Origin of the sequence: Nocardia sp. XZ_19_369 (assembly GCF_015355715.1) — a bacterium.
Lineage (GTDB): Bacteria > Actinomycetota > Actinomycetes > Mycobacteriales > Mycobacteriaceae > Nocardia.
Window position 1 is genome coordinate 810,538 of sequence record NZ_JACVED010000001.1, and the last position, 16,205, is coordinate 826,742.

Annotated in this window: 22 protein-coding genes; 13 read left to right on the forward strand and 9 right to left on the reverse strand. The window is 66.4% G+C overall.

Translation table 11 applies throughout. The annotated features are described in order from the left end of the window. Positions 1 to 11: 11 nt before the first annotated feature. Complete coding sequence (aroQ, locus tag IBX18_RS03765; protein WP_107653312.1) at positions 12 to 452, forward strand: type II 3-dehydroquinate dehydratase; 441 nt, start codon at positions 12 to 14, stop codon at positions 450 to 452. Here aroQ and IBX18_RS03770 read toward each other — a convergent pair whose 3' ends face one another. Then, positions 453 to 899: a nitroreductase family deazaflavin-dependent oxidoreductase gene (locus IBX18_RS03770; protein WP_194832323.1), complete on the reverse strand. Its 447-nt coding sequence runs from the start codon at positions 897 to 899 to the stop codon at positions 453 to 455. A gap of 160 nt (positions 900 to 1,059) precedes the next feature. Between IBX18_RS03770 and IBX18_RS03775 the strand changes: the two genes are divergently transcribed. Further along, positions 1,060 to 2,187 (forward strand): glycerate kinase, encoded by a 1,128-nt coding sequence (locus tag IBX18_RS03775; RefSeq protein WP_194832324.1) that lies wholly within the window; start codon positions 1,060 to 1,062, stop codon positions 2,185 to 2,187. Positions 2,188 to 2,215: 28 nt separating this feature from the next. On the opposite strand, the gene IBX18_RS03780 is transcribed toward IBX18_RS03775, so the two are convergent. After that, positions 2,216 to 2,566, reverse strand: a complete 351-nt coding sequence (locus IBX18_RS03780; RefSeq protein WP_228540284.1) for a helix-turn-helix domain-containing protein — start codon at positions 2,564 to 2,566, stop codon at positions 2,216 to 2,218. 143 nt (positions 2,567 to 2,709) lie between these two features. Between IBX18_RS03780 and IBX18_RS03785 the strand changes: the two genes are divergently transcribed. Further along, on the forward strand, positions 2,710 to 3,591 hold the full coding sequence (locus IBX18_RS03785; protein ID WP_194832325.1) for an NAD(P)-binding domain-containing protein: 882 nt from the start codon (positions 2,710 to 2,712) through the stop codon (positions 3,589 to 3,591). A 5-nt stretch (positions 3,592 to 3,596) separates the two neighbouring features. Further along, positions 3,597 to 4,478, forward strand: a complete 882-nt coding sequence (locus tag IBX18_RS03790) for an NAD(P)-binding domain-containing protein (RefSeq protein ID WP_194832326.1) — start codon at positions 3,597 to 3,599, stop codon at positions 4,476 to 4,478. A gap of 34 nt (positions 4,479 to 4,512) precedes the next feature. Here IBX18_RS03790 and IBX18_RS03795 read toward each other — a convergent pair whose 3' ends face one another. Genes IBX18_RS03795 through IBX18_RS03805 form a run of 3 tightly spaced genes read right to left on the reverse strand, consistent with a single transcriptional unit; the run spans position 4,513 to position 6,522 of the window. Beyond that, entirely contained in the window at positions 4,513 to 4,755 is a 243-nt protein-coding gene (locus IBX18_RS03795; RefSeq protein WP_107653318.1) for a helix-turn-helix transcriptional regulator, read from the reverse strand. Then, positions 4,745 to 5,596, reverse strand: coding sequence for an ABC transporter permease (locus IBX18_RS03800; RefSeq protein WP_194832327.1), 852 nt, complete (start codon positions 5,594 to 5,596; stop codon positions 4,745 to 4,747). The genes IBX18_RS03795 and IBX18_RS03800 overlap by 11 nt, the downstream gene beginning before the upstream one ends. Further along, the gene (locus IBX18_RS03805; protein WP_194832328.1) at positions 5,593 to 6,522 is read right to left on the reverse strand and encodes an ABC transporter ATP-binding protein; all 930 of its coding nucleotides are present in this window, start codon (positions 6,520 to 6,522) and stop codon (positions 5,593 to 5,595) included. Before IBX18_RS03805 ends, IBX18_RS03800 begins: the two co-directional genes overlap by 4 nt. Before the next feature lie 159 nt (positions 6,523 to 6,681). Between IBX18_RS03805 and IBX18_RS03810 the strand changes: the two genes are divergently transcribed. The 3 genes from IBX18_RS03810 to IBX18_RS03820 all read left to right on the forward strand — a co-directional run bounded on the left by IBX18_RS03810 (position 6,682) and on the right by IBX18_RS03820 (position 8,538). Next, positions 6,682 to 7,479 carry a metalloregulator ArsR/SmtB family transcription factor gene (locus tag IBX18_RS03810; RefSeq protein WP_194832329.1) on the forward strand — a complete coding sequence of 266 codons (798 nt, stop codon included), beginning with the start codon at positions 6,682 to 6,684 and terminating at the stop codon, positions 7,477 to 7,479. Positions 7,480 to 7,613: 134 nt separating this feature from the next. After that, a complete protein-coding gene (locus IBX18_RS03815) occupies positions 7,614 to 8,096 on the forward strand; it encodes a peptidylprolyl isomerase (RefSeq protein ID WP_186818764.1) in 483 nt (160 codons plus the stop codon). A gap of 85 nt (positions 8,097 to 8,181) precedes the next feature. Beyond that, on the forward strand, positions 8,182 to 8,538 hold the full coding sequence (locus IBX18_RS03820) for an MmcQ/YjbR family DNA-binding protein (RefSeq protein WP_194832330.1): 357 nt from the start codon (positions 8,182 to 8,184) through the stop codon (positions 8,536 to 8,538). A gap of 122 nt (positions 8,539 to 8,660) precedes the next feature. Here the strand turns inward: IBX18_RS03820 and IBX18_RS03825 are convergent, their stop codons facing one another. Next, entirely contained in the window at positions 8,661 to 9,434 is a 774-nt protein-coding gene (locus IBX18_RS03825) for an HAD family hydrolase (protein ID WP_228540285.1), read from the reverse strand. Between the two features lie 172 nt (positions 9,435 to 9,606). Between IBX18_RS03825 and IBX18_RS03830 the strand changes: the two genes are divergently transcribed. Continuing rightward, entirely contained in the window at positions 9,607 to 10,203 is a 597-nt protein-coding gene (locus tag IBX18_RS03830) for a class I SAM-dependent methyltransferase (protein WP_194832331.1), read from the forward strand. Between the two features lie 13 nt (positions 10,204 to 10,216). On the opposite strand, the gene IBX18_RS03835 is transcribed toward IBX18_RS03830, so the two are convergent. Next, positions 10,217 to 10,906 (reverse strand): nitroreductase family protein, encoded by a 690-nt coding sequence (locus tag IBX18_RS03835; RefSeq protein WP_194832332.1) that lies wholly within the window; start codon positions 10,904 to 10,906, stop codon positions 10,217 to 10,219. Between the two features lie 179 nt (positions 10,907 to 11,085). On the opposite strand from IBX18_RS03835, the gene IBX18_RS42770 reads away from it, so the two are divergent. After that, positions 11,086 to 11,217: a hypothetical protein gene (locus IBX18_RS42770; protein WP_255528012.1), complete on the forward strand. Its 132-nt coding sequence runs from the start codon at positions 11,086 to 11,088 to the stop codon at positions 11,215 to 11,217. A 21-nt stretch (positions 11,218 to 11,238) separates the two neighbouring features. On the opposite strand, the gene IBX18_RS03840 is transcribed toward IBX18_RS42770, so the two are convergent. Further along, positions 11,239 to 12,813 (reverse strand): alpha/beta hydrolase, encoded by a 1,575-nt coding sequence (locus IBX18_RS03840; RefSeq protein ID WP_194832333.1) that lies wholly within the window; start codon positions 12,811 to 12,813, stop codon positions 11,239 to 11,241. A gap of 218 nt (positions 12,814 to 13,031) precedes the next feature. Here IBX18_RS03840 and IBX18_RS03845 point away from each other — a divergent pair, with 218 nt between their 5' ends. Continuing rightward, positions 13,032 to 13,343, forward strand: a complete 312-nt coding sequence (locus IBX18_RS03845) for a GNAT family N-acetyltransferase (protein WP_107653326.1) — start codon at positions 13,032 to 13,034, stop codon at positions 13,341 to 13,343. On the opposite strand, the gene IBX18_RS03850 is transcribed toward IBX18_RS03845, so the two are convergent. Then, positions 13,337 to 14,098 (reverse strand): 1-acyl-sn-glycerol-3-phosphate acyltransferase, encoded by a 762-nt coding sequence (locus IBX18_RS03850; RefSeq protein ID WP_194832334.1) that lies wholly within the window; start codon positions 14,096 to 14,098, stop codon positions 13,337 to 13,339. The genes IBX18_RS03845 and IBX18_RS03850 overlap by 7 nt on opposite strands. A gap of 114 nt (positions 14,099 to 14,212) precedes the next feature. Between IBX18_RS03850 and IBX18_RS03855 the strand changes: the two genes are divergently transcribed. The 3 genes from IBX18_RS03855 to IBX18_RS03865 all read left to right on the forward strand — a co-directional run bounded on the left by IBX18_RS03855 (position 14,213) and on the right by IBX18_RS03865 (position 16,157). After that, positions 14,213 to 14,857, forward strand: a complete 645-nt coding sequence (locus IBX18_RS03855) for a YqgE/AlgH family protein (protein WP_107653328.1) — start codon at positions 14,213 to 14,215, stop codon at positions 14,855 to 14,857. Between the two features lie 62 nt (positions 14,858 to 14,919). Continuing rightward, positions 14,920 to 15,429, forward strand: a complete 510-nt coding sequence (locus IBX18_RS03860; protein WP_194832335.1) for a sigma-70 family RNA polymerase sigma factor — start codon at positions 14,920 to 14,922, stop codon at positions 15,427 to 15,429. Continuing rightward, positions 15,426 to 16,157 (forward strand): anti-sigma factor, encoded by a 732-nt coding sequence (locus IBX18_RS03865; RefSeq protein WP_194832336.1) that lies wholly within the window; start codon positions 15,426 to 15,428, stop codon positions 16,155 to 16,157. The genes IBX18_RS03860 and IBX18_RS03865 overlap by 4 nt, the downstream gene beginning before the upstream one ends. Positions 16,158 to 16,205: the final 48 nt, after the last annotated feature.

Genomic DNA, 16,205 nt, shown 5'->3' on the forward strand with positions numbered 1-16,205 from the left:
AAGTTGCGGGCATGTCCGCACCCGGTCCGATCCTGGTTCTCAACGGCCCGAACCTGAACATGCTCGGCACTCGTCAGCCGGAGGTCTACGGGTCGGCGACGCTGGACGACGTAGTCGAGCTCTGCAGGCAGACCGCGCAACGCTACGGCCGCGAGATCGCCGCCTTCCAATCCAATTCCGAAGGCGCGCTGATCGACCGGATCCATCGGGCGCGCGGCGTCGAGTCGGGCATCGTGATCAATCCCGGCGGGCTCACCCACACCTCGGTGGCGCTGCGGGACGCGCTGGTGATCCCGGAACTCCCCATTGTGGAGGTGCATATCAGCAATGTGCACGCCCGTGAGGAGTTCCGGCATCACTCCTATATCTCCCCGATCGCGACCGCGGTGGTCGCCGGGATGGGAATTCAGGGGTATGCGGCGGCGATCGAATTCCTCGTTCGCTCTGCCTGATCAGTTGATCTGAAAGACCGGGAATCCCGGTGCGATAGCGGCCAATTCCGCGTCGGTGGCGTCCTTGGTGACGCCCTCGAAGAACTTGCCCACCTCCCAGCCCCACTTGCGCAGGTACAGCCGCAGCAGCGGGACCTTGTCCGCGTCGGCGATCTCGGTGGCGGTGAACTCCTCGACCTTGCGCCCGAGCCGCAGTTCGCCGCCGCCGGCCACGCGCAGATTGCGTACCCATTGCGTGTGCCCGCGCGGGGCGATGAGGAAGCGGGCGCCGTCTTCACGCACCATCAGGTTGACCATCGTGGTCCGCCACTGGCCGCTCTTGCGACCGCGGACCGCCAGCAGCCGCGAGCCCATCACGCTGATCCCGAGCCTGGGCAGCCAGTTGAAGATCCGGTTCATGATCGGGTCCAGGCCGGCCGGGCCGATGTAGCGGGTGCTGTGGTCCATCGTCGATCTCCTTTGTGAGCACTGCTCTCTGTTGCGATAAGTGTTCCACTTTCGCGAAGGCGCGTCAAGAGCACTGCTCTCTTTTCTTGAATCCGCAGTTCACGGCGCACCAGGCCGGAGGTGCCGCGCGGTTTTCCGGCGCGCACCCGAGAATGTGGGGATGACGCGCGAGACCGTTCGCCGGGTGGTGCTCGCCCCGGACAAGTTCAAGGGGTCGCTGACCGCACCGCAGGTGGCGGCCGCGCTCGCGACGGGCATCGCGGGAGTCGCACCGGCGGTGCAGGTTCGGCAGGTGCCGGTCGCCGACGGCGGGGACGGAACCGTCGACGCGTTCGTGGCGAGCGGGTGGACGCGGGTCGAGTTGTCCGCGCCCGGACCTACCGGTGTGCCGGGCAGCACGTCGTACGCGGTGCAGGCGGAGACAGCCGTCATCGAGTTGGCCGCGGTGGTCGGTCTCGCGAAACTTCCTGCGGGACGGCCGGATCCGCTGGGTGCGAGCACCTTCGGGTTGGGGGTGGTCATCGCCCACGCGCTCGACAACGGTGCTACTCATATAGTGCTGGGTCTGGGCGGCAGCGCTTCCACCGATGGCGGTGCGGGCATGGTGCAGGCGCTCGGTGCCCGCATCCTGGATGCCGTCGGCCACGAATTGGCCCATGGCGGTGCGGCTTTGACCCAGGCCGCTCAGTTGGACCTTTCCGGCCTCCATCCTGGAATCGCCGCCAGCACTTTCACACTGGCCTGCGATGTGGACAACCCACTACTCGGCCCCAAGGGCGCCGTCGCGGTCTACGCGCCCCAGAAAGGCACCGATACAGCCGATTTCGGCCTTCTCGAAGCGGCACTCACGAACTGGGCACGACTCGCAGGCCCCACCTTCGCGGATCATCCCGGCGCCGGCGCCGCGGGCGGAACAGGTTTCGGCGCGCTCGCAGTCCTCGGCGCTCAGATGCGCAGCGGCATCGAGGTGATCCTCGAACTGCTGGACTTTCCCGCACTTCTCGACGGTGCCGAACTCGTCATCACCGGTGAGGGTTCGCTCGATGCGCAGAGCCTGCACGGCAAGGCCCCCATCGGCGTCTGCGCATCTGCACGCAAGGCCAGGATCCCCGTCATCGCCGTCGCGGGCCGCAATCTTCTTGCCGCACAGGAGATCCGCGCGGCGGGCTTCACCGCCTGCTACGCCCTCACCGATCTGGAACCGGACCCGGCCCGCTCGATCGCGCAGGCGAGTCAGCTTTTGCGGCAAATAGGCGCACAGATAGCAGAGCAGCACCTGTCTCGATAAGACCGGCGCTGCAAGCGATTACAGAAACCTAGCTCGCCGAAGCCAGCAGGTTGCCGAGGAGTTCGTGGCGGTGCTTGTCGCCCCACTCTTCGAGGGGGCGCAGGGCCACCGCCAGTTCCGCGCCGAGCGGGGTGAGGGAGTATTCGACCCGGGGCGGAACCTCGGGATAGACCTCCCGGTGCACGACACCGCTCGCCTCGAGGTGCCGCAGGTTTTCCGCGAGCACCTTTTCGCTGACGCCGGCCAGCAGGCGGCGGATCTCGCCGAATCGTTGCGGGCGCTCACTCAGCGCCCACATCAGGTGCAGTTTCCATTTGCCGCCGACGACATCGATCGCCACGGACATGCCACACACGTCGTGATCCGCGTCACTGCTCATGTCCACCGCACTCCTTCTGACCATATTTCGAACCTCTAGGTAAGCAACCCCACCTGAACGTTCGGTCTTCCCGACTCTACCTGCGGCAACGAGTATTGGTCCCGGCGCCGATACCATCCGAACCAGAAGCGAAGGGACACACAATGTCCGCACAGACCAGCCCCCGCTCCGTCTCCGTCGTCGGCCTCGGCCCGATGGGCCAGTCGATGGTCCGGGCCTTCCTGGACGCAGGCGTCGAGGTGACCGTGTGGAACCGCAGCACCGACAAGGTCGACGCGATGGTCGAACTCGGTGCCAAGCCGGCCGCGACCGTCGCCGACGCACTGGACGCCAACGAGGTGACCGTGCTGAGCCTCACCCACTACGCCGCCATGTACGACGTGCTCGGCCAGGCCACCGACCACCTGGCGGGCAAGGTGATCGCCAACCTGTCCTCCGATTCGCCGGAGAAGGCCCGCAAGGGTGCGGAATGGGTCCGCTCGCACGGCGCGCAGTTCCTGTCCGGCGGCGTCATGTCGGCGGGTGACAACATCGCCCATCCTGCGTCGTACATCTTCTACAGCGGCCCGCGCGCGGTCTTCGACGCGCACGCCGAGCTGCTGCGCCCGCTGAGCCCGCAGGAGTACCTGGGCGCGGACGATGGTCTCGCGCAGATCTTCTACCAGGCGCTGCTGACCATCTTCCATCCGTGGCTGCTCGCCTTCGACCAGGCGACCGCGATGATCGACCGCTCCGGCCACAGCATCAGCCAGTTCATCCCGTTCGCCGTCCGCTCCGCCGCCGCGTTCCCCTATTTCATGGAGGAGTTCTCGGTGGCCAACCAGAACGGCGGCTGGGCCACCCTGGCGAGCCTGAAAATGATGGATGCCGGCGCGCAGCACATCATCGACGCCAGCGAGGAGGTCGGCGTCGACGCGACGTTCTCGCACACCGCACAGTCGTTCTGGCGCAAGGCCATTGCCGCCACCGAGGAGAAGGGCGAGGCCGTCTCTACCTACGCACTACTCCGCGGGGACAAGGTCTAGTCGACATGCCGCAGCGGAAACCCATCGGCTCCCTCTCCGTCGTCGGTCTGGGGCCGATGGGTCAGGCTGTGGTCCGGGCCTTCCTGGACGCCGGTGTCGCGGTGACGGTGTGGAACCGCAGCTCCGAAAAGGCCGATGCCATAGTCGAACTCGGCGCCCGGCGCGCCGCGACAGTCCGCGAGGCCCTCGACGCCAACGACCTGATCGTGGTCAGCCTCACGCACTACGCAGCGATGTACGACGCACTCGGCCGGGCATCGGATCACTTGGCGGGCAAGGTGATTGCCAACCTGTCCTCCGATTCCCCCGCCAACACGCGCGAGGCGGCGGCGTGGGTGCGCTCGCACGGCGGGGACTTCCTGGCCGGCGGCGTCATGGCACAGAGCGACGGTCTCACCAACCCTGAGTCCTACGTGTTCTACGCCGGTCGCCGTGCGGTGTTCGAAGCCCATCGTGACCTGTTGAGCGTGCTGAACACACCGGAGTATCTCGGCGAGGACGAGGGCTTGGCCCAGCTCTATTACCAAGCGGTCCTTGCCATCTTCAATCCGTTGCTACTCGGGGTCGAACAGGCGCTGGCGATGATCGACCGCTCCGGCGAGCCGATCGATCGCTTCCTGCCTTATGCCCAGCGTTCACTGGGTCGGGTCGACGATGTGTACGCGGGTCTGGCCGCGTCGGCGCAGGCCGGCGGGCTGGGCGACGTCGCGAATCTGCGGATGATGGCGGCGGGCGCGCGGCACGTGCTCGAGACCAGCGAGGCCGTCGGCGTCGACACCGCCCTGGCCCGGACCGTTCAGGCCTACTGGCACAGGGCGATTGCCGAAAGTGGGCGGCGCGGCGAGCTCGTCCCGACCTTCGCCGTGCTCCGCGGCGACCACGCGTAGTGCCGCCGGTCCGAGCGTCGAGTCGGCTTGCGGGTCAAGCTGTCTCGACGCGGGACCCGAGGCGCGGGAAGGGGCTGGTGGAGAACACCACCTCCACGGTCACCTCGAAGTAGGCCGCGATCCGCAGGGCCAGATGCAAGCTCGGGCTGTACTCACCGCGTTCCAGGTAGCCGATCGTTTGATAGTGCACGCCGAGCGCCTCCGCCAACTCGCGGCGCGAGATGCCGCGCTCGGCGCGCAACATCGCGATGCGGTTGTAGATGACCTCAGTAGGCACGCTGCATCGCTTTCTCCCGTCGGACGGCCACACTGGAGCCGGACTCGCGGCGGGCCATCCTGCGCAGCACCACCGGCGCGATGAGCAAGCCCGCTATCGCCCAGATGCCGAGCACGCCAACCGTTTCCAGGTGCCGCCAGGACTGTCCGAGTTCGATCGCGACCGCCTCGTCCGGCAGCAGCGCCGAGCGCATGCCGAGCCCGAGCCAGTACACCGGGAACACCTGCGCCGCGCCCTGCACCCAGCCGGGCATCGAGGTGATCGGGTAGAAGATGCCGGACACCGCGACGAGCGCCATGATCGGGAAAGTCATCAGCGCGAAGTTGCGCGGGTCGGCGAACACCGAGCCGAAGATCGCACCGATCGGCAGGGTGGCGAGCAGGCCGAGCACCATCACCCAGGTCAACGTCACCCACGACCCGACCTGGCCGAGCGCGAGTCCGTCGACGATGAACATGCCGCCGACCAGCAGCAGCGCAGACGGAATGAGCACCCAGCCGGACACCTGGACGATTTTGCCGATCAGGTAGCCGACCATGCCGTTCGGGGTCGCCTTGGCCCGCAGCAGCGTGCCGTCTTCCCGGTCGAGGGTGAGCTGCTGCCCCATGCCGATCATGCCGTTGACCGCGACCAGCATGCCGATCGTGCTGGGCAACGCGAGCGAGCCGAGCAGTACGCCGCTGCCCTCGAACGACGCGTTCCGCATGAAGAACAGCACCACCAGCATGGCGACGGGCCAGAACAGGATCCCGAACAGGTCTTGGCCGTTGGTGAGTGCTTGTCTCAGCTCGATCATGCCGCGCGTCCAGCCCTGCCGAACCGCAATCGCCATCGGATTCATCGCCCTACCTCCTCGATCGTGTGCACCTCGGACTCGACCTGCCCGGATTCGAACCGGCGCACCAGCGTCATATAGGTGTCCTCCAGTGAGGCGCGGCGGACCTCCAGGTCGCCGATGGCCTCGCCGTACTGCTTGAACAGTTCGTGCACGAACTCGGTCGACTCGGTGGTGGAGTGCACGAATCGTTGCCCGCCGTTGGTCCAGCTCACCTCGGCCGCACCGGATATCCGGCGGGAGAGTTCGTCGGCCGAACCGTCCGCGATGATGCGCCCGCCGGCCAGGATCAGGATCCGGTCGGCGAGTTTCTCGGCCTCGTCGAGATCGTGGGTGGTGAGCAGGATGGTGGTCTGCTGGTCGTCGGCGAGGCGATGGACCAGATCGTGGAACTCGCGCCGGGCCTCCGGGTCGAAGCCCGCGGTCGGCTCGTCCAGGAACAGCACTTCCGGGCGGCCCACGATGCCGATCGCCACGTCGATCCTGCGGCGCTGGCCGCCGGACAGGTCTTTGATCCTGCTCGACGCCTGGCCGGTGAGACCCACGGCCTTGATGAGTTCATCTGTGTCCCATGGGCGTTGGATCGCGTCGGTGCCGTAGGGCGCATAGAAGGCACCCAGGTAGTCGAGCAGTTCGCGCACCCGCCACTTGCCGTGATCGCGCCATGATTGCAGGACGACGCCGATGCGTGCCCGCCAGGCCTCGTCGCCGTGCGCCGGATCGGTGCCGAGCACTTCGGCGCGGCCGGCCGACCGCATGCGGAAGCCCTCCAGGATCTCGATGGTGGTCGTCTTACCCGCTCCGTTCGGACCGAGCAGCACCAGCACCTCGCCGTGTCGCGCTTGGAATGTCACGTCGTGCAGGACATCGGTGCTGCCGTAGCGCATCCGCAGTTTCTCGACGTCGATTGCGACGCCCTGACCCACTGTCATGGTTCTCTCCCCGTTGCGGGTTACCGTCGACTCGTAGCATATCTACTACATTTCGCCGCGACAATGCATTACTTCTCGGGGCCATCCTTGACATGCAGCCTTTTGGCTGCCTAATCTCTGAACATGCAGCCGAGCGGCTGCTTAAATCTGGAAGGTGGCATGGACGAGGTATTCAAGGCGCTGGCCGACCCCCATCGGCGGCGACTGCTCGACAGCCTCAACGCACGCAACGGGCAAACCCTGCGCGAGTTGTGCGCCGGGCTCGCGATGGCGCGCCAGTCGGTCAGCAAACACCTGGCCGTCCTGGAGGCAGCCAACTTGATCACCACCCGTCGCAGCGGCCGCGAAAAACTGCACTACCTCAACGCCGAACCCATCAACGCCATCACCGAGCGCTGGATCACCAACTACCACCGTGCCCGCGTGCACGCGCTGGCCGATCTCAAGAAGGTACTGGAGGCAAAACCCATGAGCGACAACGCATTCGTCTACACGACCTACATCAAGACCACCCCGGAAACGCTGTGGCACGCACTCACCGACCCGGCGTTCACCGATCGCTACTGGGGCGCGACCTTCGACACCGACTGGCAGCCCGGCTCCGAAATGGTGTGGCACCAGAAGGATTGGACCAGCAAGGATCCGGAACAGGTTGTGCTGGAAGCCGACCCGTACACCAAGCTGGCCTACACCTGGCACACCTTCGATCCGGCGTTCGCGGAAACCTTCGGCATGCCGGCGAGTGAGGTGGCCGCATTGGCCGACGAGCCGCGCTCGAAGGTGACCTTCGAACTCGAGCCCGCCGGGGACGAGGTAGTGAAGCTGACCGTGGTGCATGACGGCTTTCAGCCGGGAAGCGCTCTGCTGGAATCGATCAGCGGTGGTTGGCCGAGTATCTTGTCCGGGCTCAAGTCCTTGCTGGAGACCGGTGCGGAGCTGCCCGAACCGACTGTGTAGCGGTCAGTCCCGCTGAACCCGATTCCTCCTGGCCACGCACCGGTAAGATGCACTGGTCCGTGTCCAGCTCGGTTGGAGCACGAGTCCGTCAGGGCGACTGCGGGACTGAGCCTGTCGCACAAATTGGGGAAATCATGATCAAGGTCCTGCTGCAAACCTCCATGGGTGACATCGAGCTCGAACTCGATGAAGCGAAGGCGCCCAAGACCGTGCGTAATTTCCTGACCTACGTCAACAGTGGCCACTACGACGGCACGATTTTCCACCGGGTGATCGACGGTTTCATGATCCAGGGCGGTGGCATCGACACCACCATGCGCGAGAAGCCCGCGCCGAACAAGGTCGAGAACGAGGCGAAGAACGGGCTGAAGAACGTCACCTACAGCGTGGCGATGGCCCGCACGTCCGACCCACAGTCGGCGTCGGCCCAATTCTTCATCAACACCAACGACAATGCGTTCCTCGACTACCCGGGCCAGGACGGCTGGGGTTACGCGGTATTCGGCAAGGTCACCCGCGGCCAGGACGTCGTCGACCAGATCGGCAAGGTCAAGACGGGCGCGCAGGACGTCCCCGTCCAGCAGGTCGTGCTCACCTCGGCCACCGTCACCCGCTGAGCTCGACCCCCGCGGCCGCCCACCGATGCGGCGGGATGAATTGGCACAGGTATATTTCGGATTCTGACTTTTCAAGGAGTCCACGGTGGCTGTGCAGAGTGACGAGTTCTTCCGGATTGTGGGCACACTCGCCGACGTGCAACCCACCAAAGGCGAGAAGTACACCTCGTACAAGGTGCGCGGCAAGCTGTTCGGCTATTACTGGCCACGCACCCAGACGGTCGGCCTGAAGCAAACCCTCTCCGAGCAGAAGGCGCTGGTATCCGAGCGGCCCGAGGTGTTCGAGGAACAGTTCACGGCAGGCGGTTTCGGCTGGGTCGTCGTGCACCTGTCCGGCATCGACGCCGACGAGCTGGCCGAACTCGTCTTCGAGGCGTGGCGGCTGTCCGCGCCCGAGGAACTGGTCGCCGAGGTGCCCGACCTGCCACCGGTACCCCGCTAGGCACGCCTCGCCGGTTCTCCCAGTGCGTTCGATGCCGGGCTCGGTCTGATCGAACATGCGATCCGGCTGACTCGACCGCGCCGAGTCCGCCCGGTATGAAACGGACTCGGCCTTCGCGGCTGTTACGTCAGCGCTTCCTGTCGTCGACTGTCGGGAATTCCCCTGCTGGCGTTGCGCATTGAGTCGTTCCGCATGGGCGGGAGCATCCCGAGATCGACTCCGACCGCGCTCGTGACGAGGTGCAGCCGGCGTTGCTGCGGGTCGGTCAAGGCCGGGACGAGCAGGGTCGGCATGCCGACCTCGACGGCGACGCCGTCTCGGGAGGGGCGGTCGCCGACCATCAGCGTTTCCGCGGCACAGGTGCCGAGTTTTTCGAGTGCCCGCATGAATATTGCGGGGTCCGGTTTCTGCACACCTTCCTCACTGGACAGGACGAAGGTGTCGATCAAGTCGAGCAGGTTCGCGTCTTTGAAGGCGGGCCGGATATCGAAGTGGATGTTGCTGAGAACGCAGATCTCGAAGCCGCTTTGCTTGAGCGCGATGAGGGTGGCGGCGGCGTCGACGGCAAACTTGTTGAGGCTCGCGTCGGAATCCACCTCGAATAGTGCGTTGGCGACTTCGCTGGGCAGTTTCGCCTCCGTGAACACCGCATAATAGGTGTCCCGATGAGCTTCGTAGCTGATATTGCCCTGCGGCGATTGCAGCCGATTCGGTTGACCCGCAGCCGTTTTGATGTCCAGCAACAACTCGTGCACGGCATCGGCGTGGGATTCACGACCGGCCCGCAGCAGCGCCTCGCGAGCCCAACCTTGCGGCGTAAGTTCCGAAACAAGCGTGCCTCGCCAGTCGAAGACAACCGCTCGGATGACATGCGGGGGCGACCCGTTGAATGACATGCGGAGCAGGCTATCGACGGAAACACCGAAGACATGTATCAAAATGCTATTACCGGCGGGTCAAACTGTCGAGCTACCCGACACTTCCGTGATGGGCGTACGAACAGTAAGAGGCAGGCGCACCGATATACCGGATCCACCCATCGCACACCGGGTTACGCATGATGATGGGGTGCTCGACTACGACGACGAAGCGACCCACTACGACCGGACCCGAGGCGGGGTGCCCAGAGCTGTCGCTGCGGCTTCCGCACTCAGTAGCATGCTGCCGCCGCGCAGTCTGGTCCTCGACCTTGCCGTCGGCACCGGGATCGTGGCCACCGAACTCGCGGCGCTCGGGCACCGCGTGGTCGGCATAGATCTTTCGGACGGCATGCTGCGGCATGCGGCCCGACGATTGCCGGGCAGAGTGGCGCGAGCCGACGCTACCGCGCTCCCGCTGCCGGACGACTCGATCGACACCGTCACCGCAGTGTGGTTGTTGCACTTGCTCGCCGACGCCGAACCGGTACTGACCGAAGTGGCCAGAGTTCTACGGCCCGGCGGGCTTTTCCTCACCACGGCGGACAAGGTCGCTGCCGCACGCCTGGCAGACAACGCCGTTCCGGAAGATCGACCGCACACCGATACCTGTGCACAACTCACCGCGCTCGGTGCTCGCCACCAGCTCCACTTGGCCGCGGCGGCATCGTTCATCGGCCACGGCCAGGGCAGAGCAGGTGGGACCGACCCGCATTACCCCGTTCTGGGGTTTCGTCGCGCCGGGTAACTGTTGTCGGCGTTCAGATTCGGATGAGGACCTGGTCCATGGTTTTGCGGGTGAGGTCGGGGACTACGGCGTGGTCGGCGGGGTAGCCGATGGGGATGACGGCGAAGGCTTTTTCGTTGCGGGGGCGGTTGAGGACTTCGGAGAGGAACTTCATCGGGCTCGGCGTGTGGGTGAGGGCGGCCAGGCCGGAGATGTGCAGGGCGGTGAGGAGCATGCCCACCGCGATGCCTACCGATTCGTCGCCGTAGTAGTGCTTGTAGGTGGTGCCGTCGGGGCGCAGGCCGAAACGCTGCTGGAAGACGACGAGCAGGTACGGGGCCTCGGTGAGGTGCGGCTTGTGCTCGTCGGTGCCGAGGGGGCGCAGCGCGGACAGCCATTCCTCGCCTAGGCGGCCGTTGTAGGAGAGGCGTTCCTCGGCTTCGGCCGCCTCCCGAATTCTGGCGCGCACCTCTGGATCTTCGACGAGGACGAAGGTCCACGGTTGTTGATGGGCGCCCGACGGCGCGGTGTTGGCCACCGCGATGGCGTCGAGCACCAATTGCTCCGGCACCGGATCGGTCGAGAACATCCGCACGGTGCGACGCTCGTCCATCCGCCGACGGAACTCGGCCGACTTGGCGAGTGCTTCCGCGACGGGAATCCGGTTGGGGTGGTAAGGAATCGGCTGATACGGATGCCCGTGCAGCGGTGTCCACGTGGTCATGTTTCGCAGTGTGATCCGCCCGAACCGGACAGGCAACGCTCCCACGAAGTTATCGTCCACTCGGCCAGACATCCGCGCTGCGTGCCGCTGCCGAGACCGCGCCCATCCGCGCTGTGTTCCGCCACGAATATATGGTGCTTGGCGTTTTGCGACCTGAAGCCGACACATGGAGGAATGCTATGAGCTCGTTCAGTTTCGATTGGGTTCTGGCTGGTCAGAACGGCGGTGATCCGTTGGCGGCGGCACTGTACGGCCCGCTCTCGATGGTGCTCAACATCCTCGCCGCGTTGCAGACCGGTGAGATCGTCTGACGCACGGTCGAGCCGAACGCGTCAGCGCACAGGCAGTGGCGCTTCCGCTGCGTGCGTGATCGTCACCTGCCCGGTGCGCAGATAGGTCATCACGGCGTCGTCGACCGCGGGGTTACCGCGGCCGAAGTTCCCGTGGTCCCCACCTTCGACGGTGACGAGGGACCCGTTCAGCGCACGCGACATAGCAGGTCCGCCTTCATATTTGGTCAGGGCGTCGTGCTTGCTCTGGATCACCAGCGGCGGGGTGGCGAGCCCGGCACCGCTGATCGCGACCGGTGTGGTGACGGGTTTCCAAGAGCCGCAGGCCATTCCGGACCGAACCAGGTCGGCCCTGGCGTCCATCGCATTACCACCGGAGGCGATGGTGGCAATCGCCGAGCCGATGACGTCCGGGCGGCCGGGGATGGCGTTCTCATTGCAGGTGATCGCGGCGAAGACGGAACGCCCGGTGGTGTCGGTGGAGGTGGCGCCCTCGATGGTGCGCAGGCGTTGCACGTTCGTCGGGTTGGCGAGGGCATCGGCCATCGCGCGGGCGAAGGTGGGCCAGTAGGTGCGGGTATAGGTGGCGACCGAGGTGGCGCCGAGCAGTGGGCCCTGCGTGGTGGCACCGCGAGAGATCAAGGTGCGCAACAGGTTCTGCAGTTTGCCGGTCTGTTCCAGACCACCGTTGTAGCCGTCGCGGGCGATCTCGGCCAGCGGTTCGGGCAAGGAACCGGGCAGGTCGGCGAGGCTGGCCGGGGGCGGGGTTAGGTTGGCGTACCAGCCGCCACCCTGGTCGACGGCGAGGCGTACCCAGTTCTGATAAACCTGCAAAGCGGTGTCGCCGAGGTGATATTCGGAACTGTGCTCGGCGATCCAGGTGAACAGATCGTCGAGCCGCTGCTTACCCGCGATCTGCTGCTGCGCGAACTCCTCGGTCCACACCCAGTCGGGATTGACGTTGGAGTCCAACACCATTCGCTCGACCCGGTCGGGGAACAGCGAGGCATACACGGCGCCGAGGTAGGTGCCGTACGAGGTGCCGAGGAAACTGATCCGCGCCAGACCGAGTGCCGCACGCACCGCGTCCATATCGCGGGCGGTGTTCTCGGTGGTGATGGTGTCGAGGTAGCCGGGCAGCGCGGCGTCGCAGGCCTTCTTGATGGCGTTGCGGTCGCCGCCGCCGAGCGACACCGGCCCGCCGTCCCCGGTCGCGCAGTCCAGCGGGGTGGCCCAGCGCAATCCGCGCGGCTGCACCGCGATCCGGTCGTAGTGGGTGATCAACTCGGCAGGAAACACGTCGGTCCGCTGGCCCCAGAAGTCCAGTCCGTCCGCGCCTGGCCCACCCGGATTGGCGAAGACGACACCGCGCCGTTCACCGGTCGCCGCGATCCGGCTGACGGTCACCTGGATCTTCGGCCCGTCCGGTTCCGCGTAGTTCATCGGCACCTCGACGACGGCACACCGCACGCCATGACCAGCGGCCACGGATCCCGCCGGGCACTCGCCGAAGGACGGACCCGGCGCGGCCGCGGCCGGACCGGACATGATCGATCCACCGAGCAGGCCCGCGGCCATGGCAGCCGCGGCACCGGAGAACAGCCGAACCTTCATCATGTTTCGTACCTCCACGGGCCGCCGCCACGCGCGCGTGCGCGACCCCGATCATGAGCATTCTGCGCAGGCCGGGAGCGAGGAGACAAGTCGAGCGACCGATTCCGCCGGTCACGGCGGCTGAGCCGCTACCCGTCGGCAGACCGGACGGGAACCGAGCGGACCGGACGGTAGGCGTTGCGGAATGCGCGGATGACGTCGCACGGGAGTAGCGTCGAGCCATGTCGACGGAGGTCCGTATCAACACCGCGCTGGAACGCTTCGAGCTCTATGTCGACGACGCGAACGCCGGGTACGTCGAATATCAAGACACCCAAGCCGAACGCGCGTTCGTGCACACCGAGATCTACCCGCGCTACGAGGGCCAGGGCTACGGCCGCGTACTGGTCGAGGCGGCGTTGAACAGCACCGCCCAGGACAAACTGGGCGCACTGCCCATGTGCCCGATGGTGCACCACTTCATCGAGACCAGGCCCGAATACCTGGTGATGGTGCCGCATTGGGCACGCGACAGTTTGAACCTGCCTCAGTAAGCGGCGACCGCCCCGTCGAGCGCCTGTTGCAGATCGGCGCGCACCAGACGCGCGATATCGCCGGGCTTGGTCGGCAATTCGGTGATCGGCTTCCCGAAGTAGAAGCTGGCCGACTTGGCCTCCTCCTTGTTCGGCTGCACGGTGGGGTCCAGGCGTGGCCCGTAACTCAGGCCCATGGACACCAGCACCGGCTCGACGCCGAGCTTCATCGCGCGAAACGCGATGTGCCCGATGCCGCTACCGACCGGCTGCACCTGGGTGGGGTCGACCTCGTTGCAGGTGCCCTCCGGGAACACCGCGACCCCGTCGCCGCGCGCGATCCGCTGTGCGCAGATATCCATCATCCGCTGACCAGCCGCATTGACCGCCCGGATCCCGTGATCCTTGCCGCGGAACACCGGTATCCCGCCCATCATGTCGATCTTGCGCCGCTGCTCGGGCTCCTCGAACAGCTCGTCCTTGGCCAGCACCCGCACCCGCCCGATCACCGGTCGCAACGCGCTGCGCCACGCCGCCGCCGCGACCGTATACGGATCGTTCTCGGAAAGATGATTGATCGAGATCAACAACGGTCGGCCCTGCCGAATCGCGGCCCGCAAACCGGCGCGCGCACCCTCGGCGTACGCGACGCGGGGATAGTAGCGACGGGCCAGAATGGCGTACGCACCCCAGGCTTTCAGCCGATTCTGCCGATGCTCGAGATAGAAGTCGTACACGGTGTCGCTGTTCTCGAGGCGCACCTCGGGCGGTTCCATGACACGGACTCTACGACGCCCGAACTCGCCCTACACCGGCCCCCGACGCAAATTCCGGGCACCTAACTCGTCTGCGGAAGCGCATATCCCCGAAACAACTGCGATGATGTCCGAGTGGCACGCGCAGACGACCCGGATGATCGGAAAACTCGCGGCGGGCACGGCGACCGTAAGCGGCGCGATTTCCGGCACGGCGAGCAGGTGGTGCGCGCCGGCACGCTGCTGGTGTCGGCGACCGAGCTGGCCGAACCCACCTTTCGGCGCACCGTTGTCTACATCATCGAGCACAACGAGGCGGGCAGCCTCGGCGTCGTGCTGAACCGGCCGAGCGATACGGCCGTGCACGACGTGCTTCCCCGCTGGACGGAGGTGGCGGCCGCGCCGCGCACCCTGTTCATCGGCGGCCCGGTCAAACGGGACGCGGCACTGTGCCTCGGCACCGTGCGCGTCGGCGCGACCATCGACGGTGTGCCCGGCCTGCGCCGGATCGACGGCCGGGTGGTGCTCGTCGACCTGGACGCGGATCCGGAGGAGATCGGCAGGCTGGTCGAGGGCATCCGGGTGTTCGCGGGATACGCCGGCTGGACCTTCGGGCAGCTCGAGGGCGAGCTGGAGAACGACGACTGGATCGTGCTGTCCGCGTTGCCCTCCGACCCGATCAGCACCGGCCGCGCGGACCTCTGGGCGCACGTGCTGCGCCGCCAGCCCCTTCCCCTTTCGCTGCTGGCAACACACCCGATCGAACTCGAACGAAATTGAGATGTGCGCTCCGATTGAACCGTTCACCCCTGCTGATTCGTGGGATGAGCGGGAGGTGAGCAATGCCCGACAACCGTACGGAGTTGTTGCGGGTCCTGTACGACGAACACGCGGCCGCGCTGTGGCGGTACACGCTCGGTCTGGTGCGCGACCCCGGCCGGGCCGAGGACATCGTGCAGGAAACGTTGCTGCGGGCGTGGCAACGCCCGAACGTGTTGGATCAGTCCGACACCTCGGCGCGCGCGTGGCTGTTCACCGTGGCCCGCAATCTCGCCGTGGATGAGCATCGCAGCGCCCGCAATCGGCGCGAGTTCCGCACCGACGCACCGCCCGAGCAGGCCACCCCCGACCAGGCCGACCGCGCGCTGGACGGCTGGGTGGTCGCGGATGCGTTGGGCAAGCTCAGCCCCGACCACCGCGAGGTGATCGTGCGGGCCTACTATCGGGGCCTTTCCACACATCAGATCGCCGCGGAACTCGATATTCCGCCGGGCACGGTGAAATCGCGAATGCACTACGGCATGCGGGCACTACGGCTGGCATTACAGGAGATGGGGGTGACGAACCAATGAACGAACTCGCGGATGACTACACCACGTGGGACGCGCCTTACGTGCTCGGCTCCCTGACCCGGACCGAACGCCGGGAGTACGAGGAGCATCTGGCCGGCTGCCCCGCCTGCCAGGCCGCCGTCGCTGAGCTGGCCGGGATGCCAGGCATGCTCGCCATGGTCGATCCGGCGACCGCGCTGGCGCTGCTCGAGCCGCCCGAAGCCGTTGCGGCGGACGCGAGCTCGCCTGCGCCCGAGGCAGGCCCCCCGGTGCCCCAACTGCTGCCGAGGCTCGCCGCCGCAGCCGAAAAGCGCAGGCGCCGCAGCCGGTGGGTGTCCGTCGGTGCCGCCGTCGCGGCCGCGGCCGCCGCGGTGGCCATCGCGGTGCCGGTGGTCGCCTCCGTCACCTCGTCGGACACCCCCAGCACCGAACAGGTTATCGCCGAACGCAGTATGCAGGCGCTCGAGCCGAGTCCGGTGACGGCGAGTTTCAAGGTCTTGCGGGCCGACAACCGGACGCGGATCGTGATGAGCTGCAGTTACGGACCGAGTAACCAGCAGTACAACTGGACTTTGAAGCTGTTCGTGCTCGGCACCGACGGCAGCCAGACCGAACTCGATCAATGGCCGGCCGGTCCGGGCACCGAGCTGACCATCGACCGGACCATCGACAAGGCGCCGGACCAGATCCGAGCCGTGGAGATCCGGTTGGCGTCCACCGGCAAAACGCTGCTGTCCGGCACGGTCTGACAAACAGAACGATCCCCCCGCCGGCTATGGCGGGGGGATCGGTACCCC

Excerpts from the sequence above, each read along its gene's own strand:
- aroQ (WP_107653312.1), top strand. The coding sequence starts at position 12 with ATGTCCGCACCCGGTCCGATCCTGGTTCTCAACGGCCCGAACCTGAAC.
- IBX18_RS03770 (WP_194832323.1), bottom strand. The coding sequence starts at position 899 with ATGGACCACAGCACCCGCTACATCGGCCCGGCCGGCCTGGACCCGATC.
- IBX18_RS03775 (WP_194832324.1), top strand. The coding sequence starts at position 1,060 with ATGACGCGCGAGACCGTTCGCCGGGTGGTGCTCGCCCCGGACAAGTTC.
- IBX18_RS03780 (WP_228540284.1), bottom strand. The coding sequence starts at position 2,566 with ATGAGCAGTGACGCGGATCACGACGTGTGTGGCATGTCCGTGGCGATC.
- IBX18_RS03785 (WP_194832325.1), top strand. The coding sequence starts at position 2,710 with ATGTCCGCACAGACCAGCCCCCGCTCCGTCTCCGTCGTCGGCCTCGGC.
- IBX18_RS03790 (WP_194832326.1), top strand. The coding sequence starts at position 3,597 with ATGCCGCAGCGGAAACCCATCGGCTCCCTCTCCGTCGTCGGTCTGGGG.
- IBX18_RS03800 (WP_194832327.1), bottom strand. The coding sequence starts at position 5,596 with ATGAATCCGATGGCGATTGCGGTTCGGCAGGGCTGGACGCGCGGCATG.
- IBX18_RS03805 (WP_194832328.1), bottom strand. The coding sequence starts at position 6,522 with ATGACAGTGGGTCAGGGCGTCGCAATCGACGTCGAGAAACTGCGGATG.
- IBX18_RS03810 (WP_194832329.1), top strand. The coding sequence starts at position 6,682 with ATGGACGAGGTATTCAAGGCGCTGGCCGACCCCCATCGGCGGCGACTG.
- IBX18_RS03815 (WP_186818764.1), top strand. The coding sequence starts at position 7,614 with ATGATCAAGGTCCTGCTGCAAACCTCCATGGGTGACATCGAGCTCGAA.
- IBX18_RS03825 (WP_228540285.1), bottom strand. The coding sequence starts at position 9,434 with ATGTCATTCAACGGGTCGCCCCCGCATGTCATCCGAGCGGTTGTCTTC.
- IBX18_RS03835 (WP_194832332.1), bottom strand. The coding sequence starts at position 10,906 with ATGACCACGTGGACACCGCTGCACGGGCATCCGTATCAGCCGATTCCT.
- IBX18_RS42770 (WP_255528012.1), top strand. The coding sequence starts at position 11,086 with ATGAGCTCGTTCAGTTTCGATTGGGTTCTGGCTGGTCAGAACGGCGGT.
- IBX18_RS03840 (WP_194832333.1), bottom strand. The coding sequence starts at position 12,813 with ATGATGAAGGTTCGGCTGTTCTCCGGTGCCGCGGCTGCCATGGCCGCG.
- IBX18_RS03845 (WP_107653326.1), top strand. The coding sequence starts at position 13,032 with ATGTCGACGGAGGTCCGTATCAACACCGCGCTGGAACGCTTCGAGCTC.
- IBX18_RS03850 (WP_194832334.1), bottom strand. The coding sequence starts at position 14,098 with ATGGAACCGCCCGAGGTGCGCCTCGAGAACAGCGACACCGTGTACGAC.
- IBX18_RS03860 (WP_194832335.1), top strand. The coding sequence starts at position 14,920 with ATGCCCGACAACCGTACGGAGTTGTTGCGGGTCCTGTACGACGAACAC.
- IBX18_RS03865 (WP_194832336.1), top strand. The coding sequence starts at position 15,426 with ATGAACGAACTCGCGGATGACTACACCACGTGGGACGCGCCTTACGTG.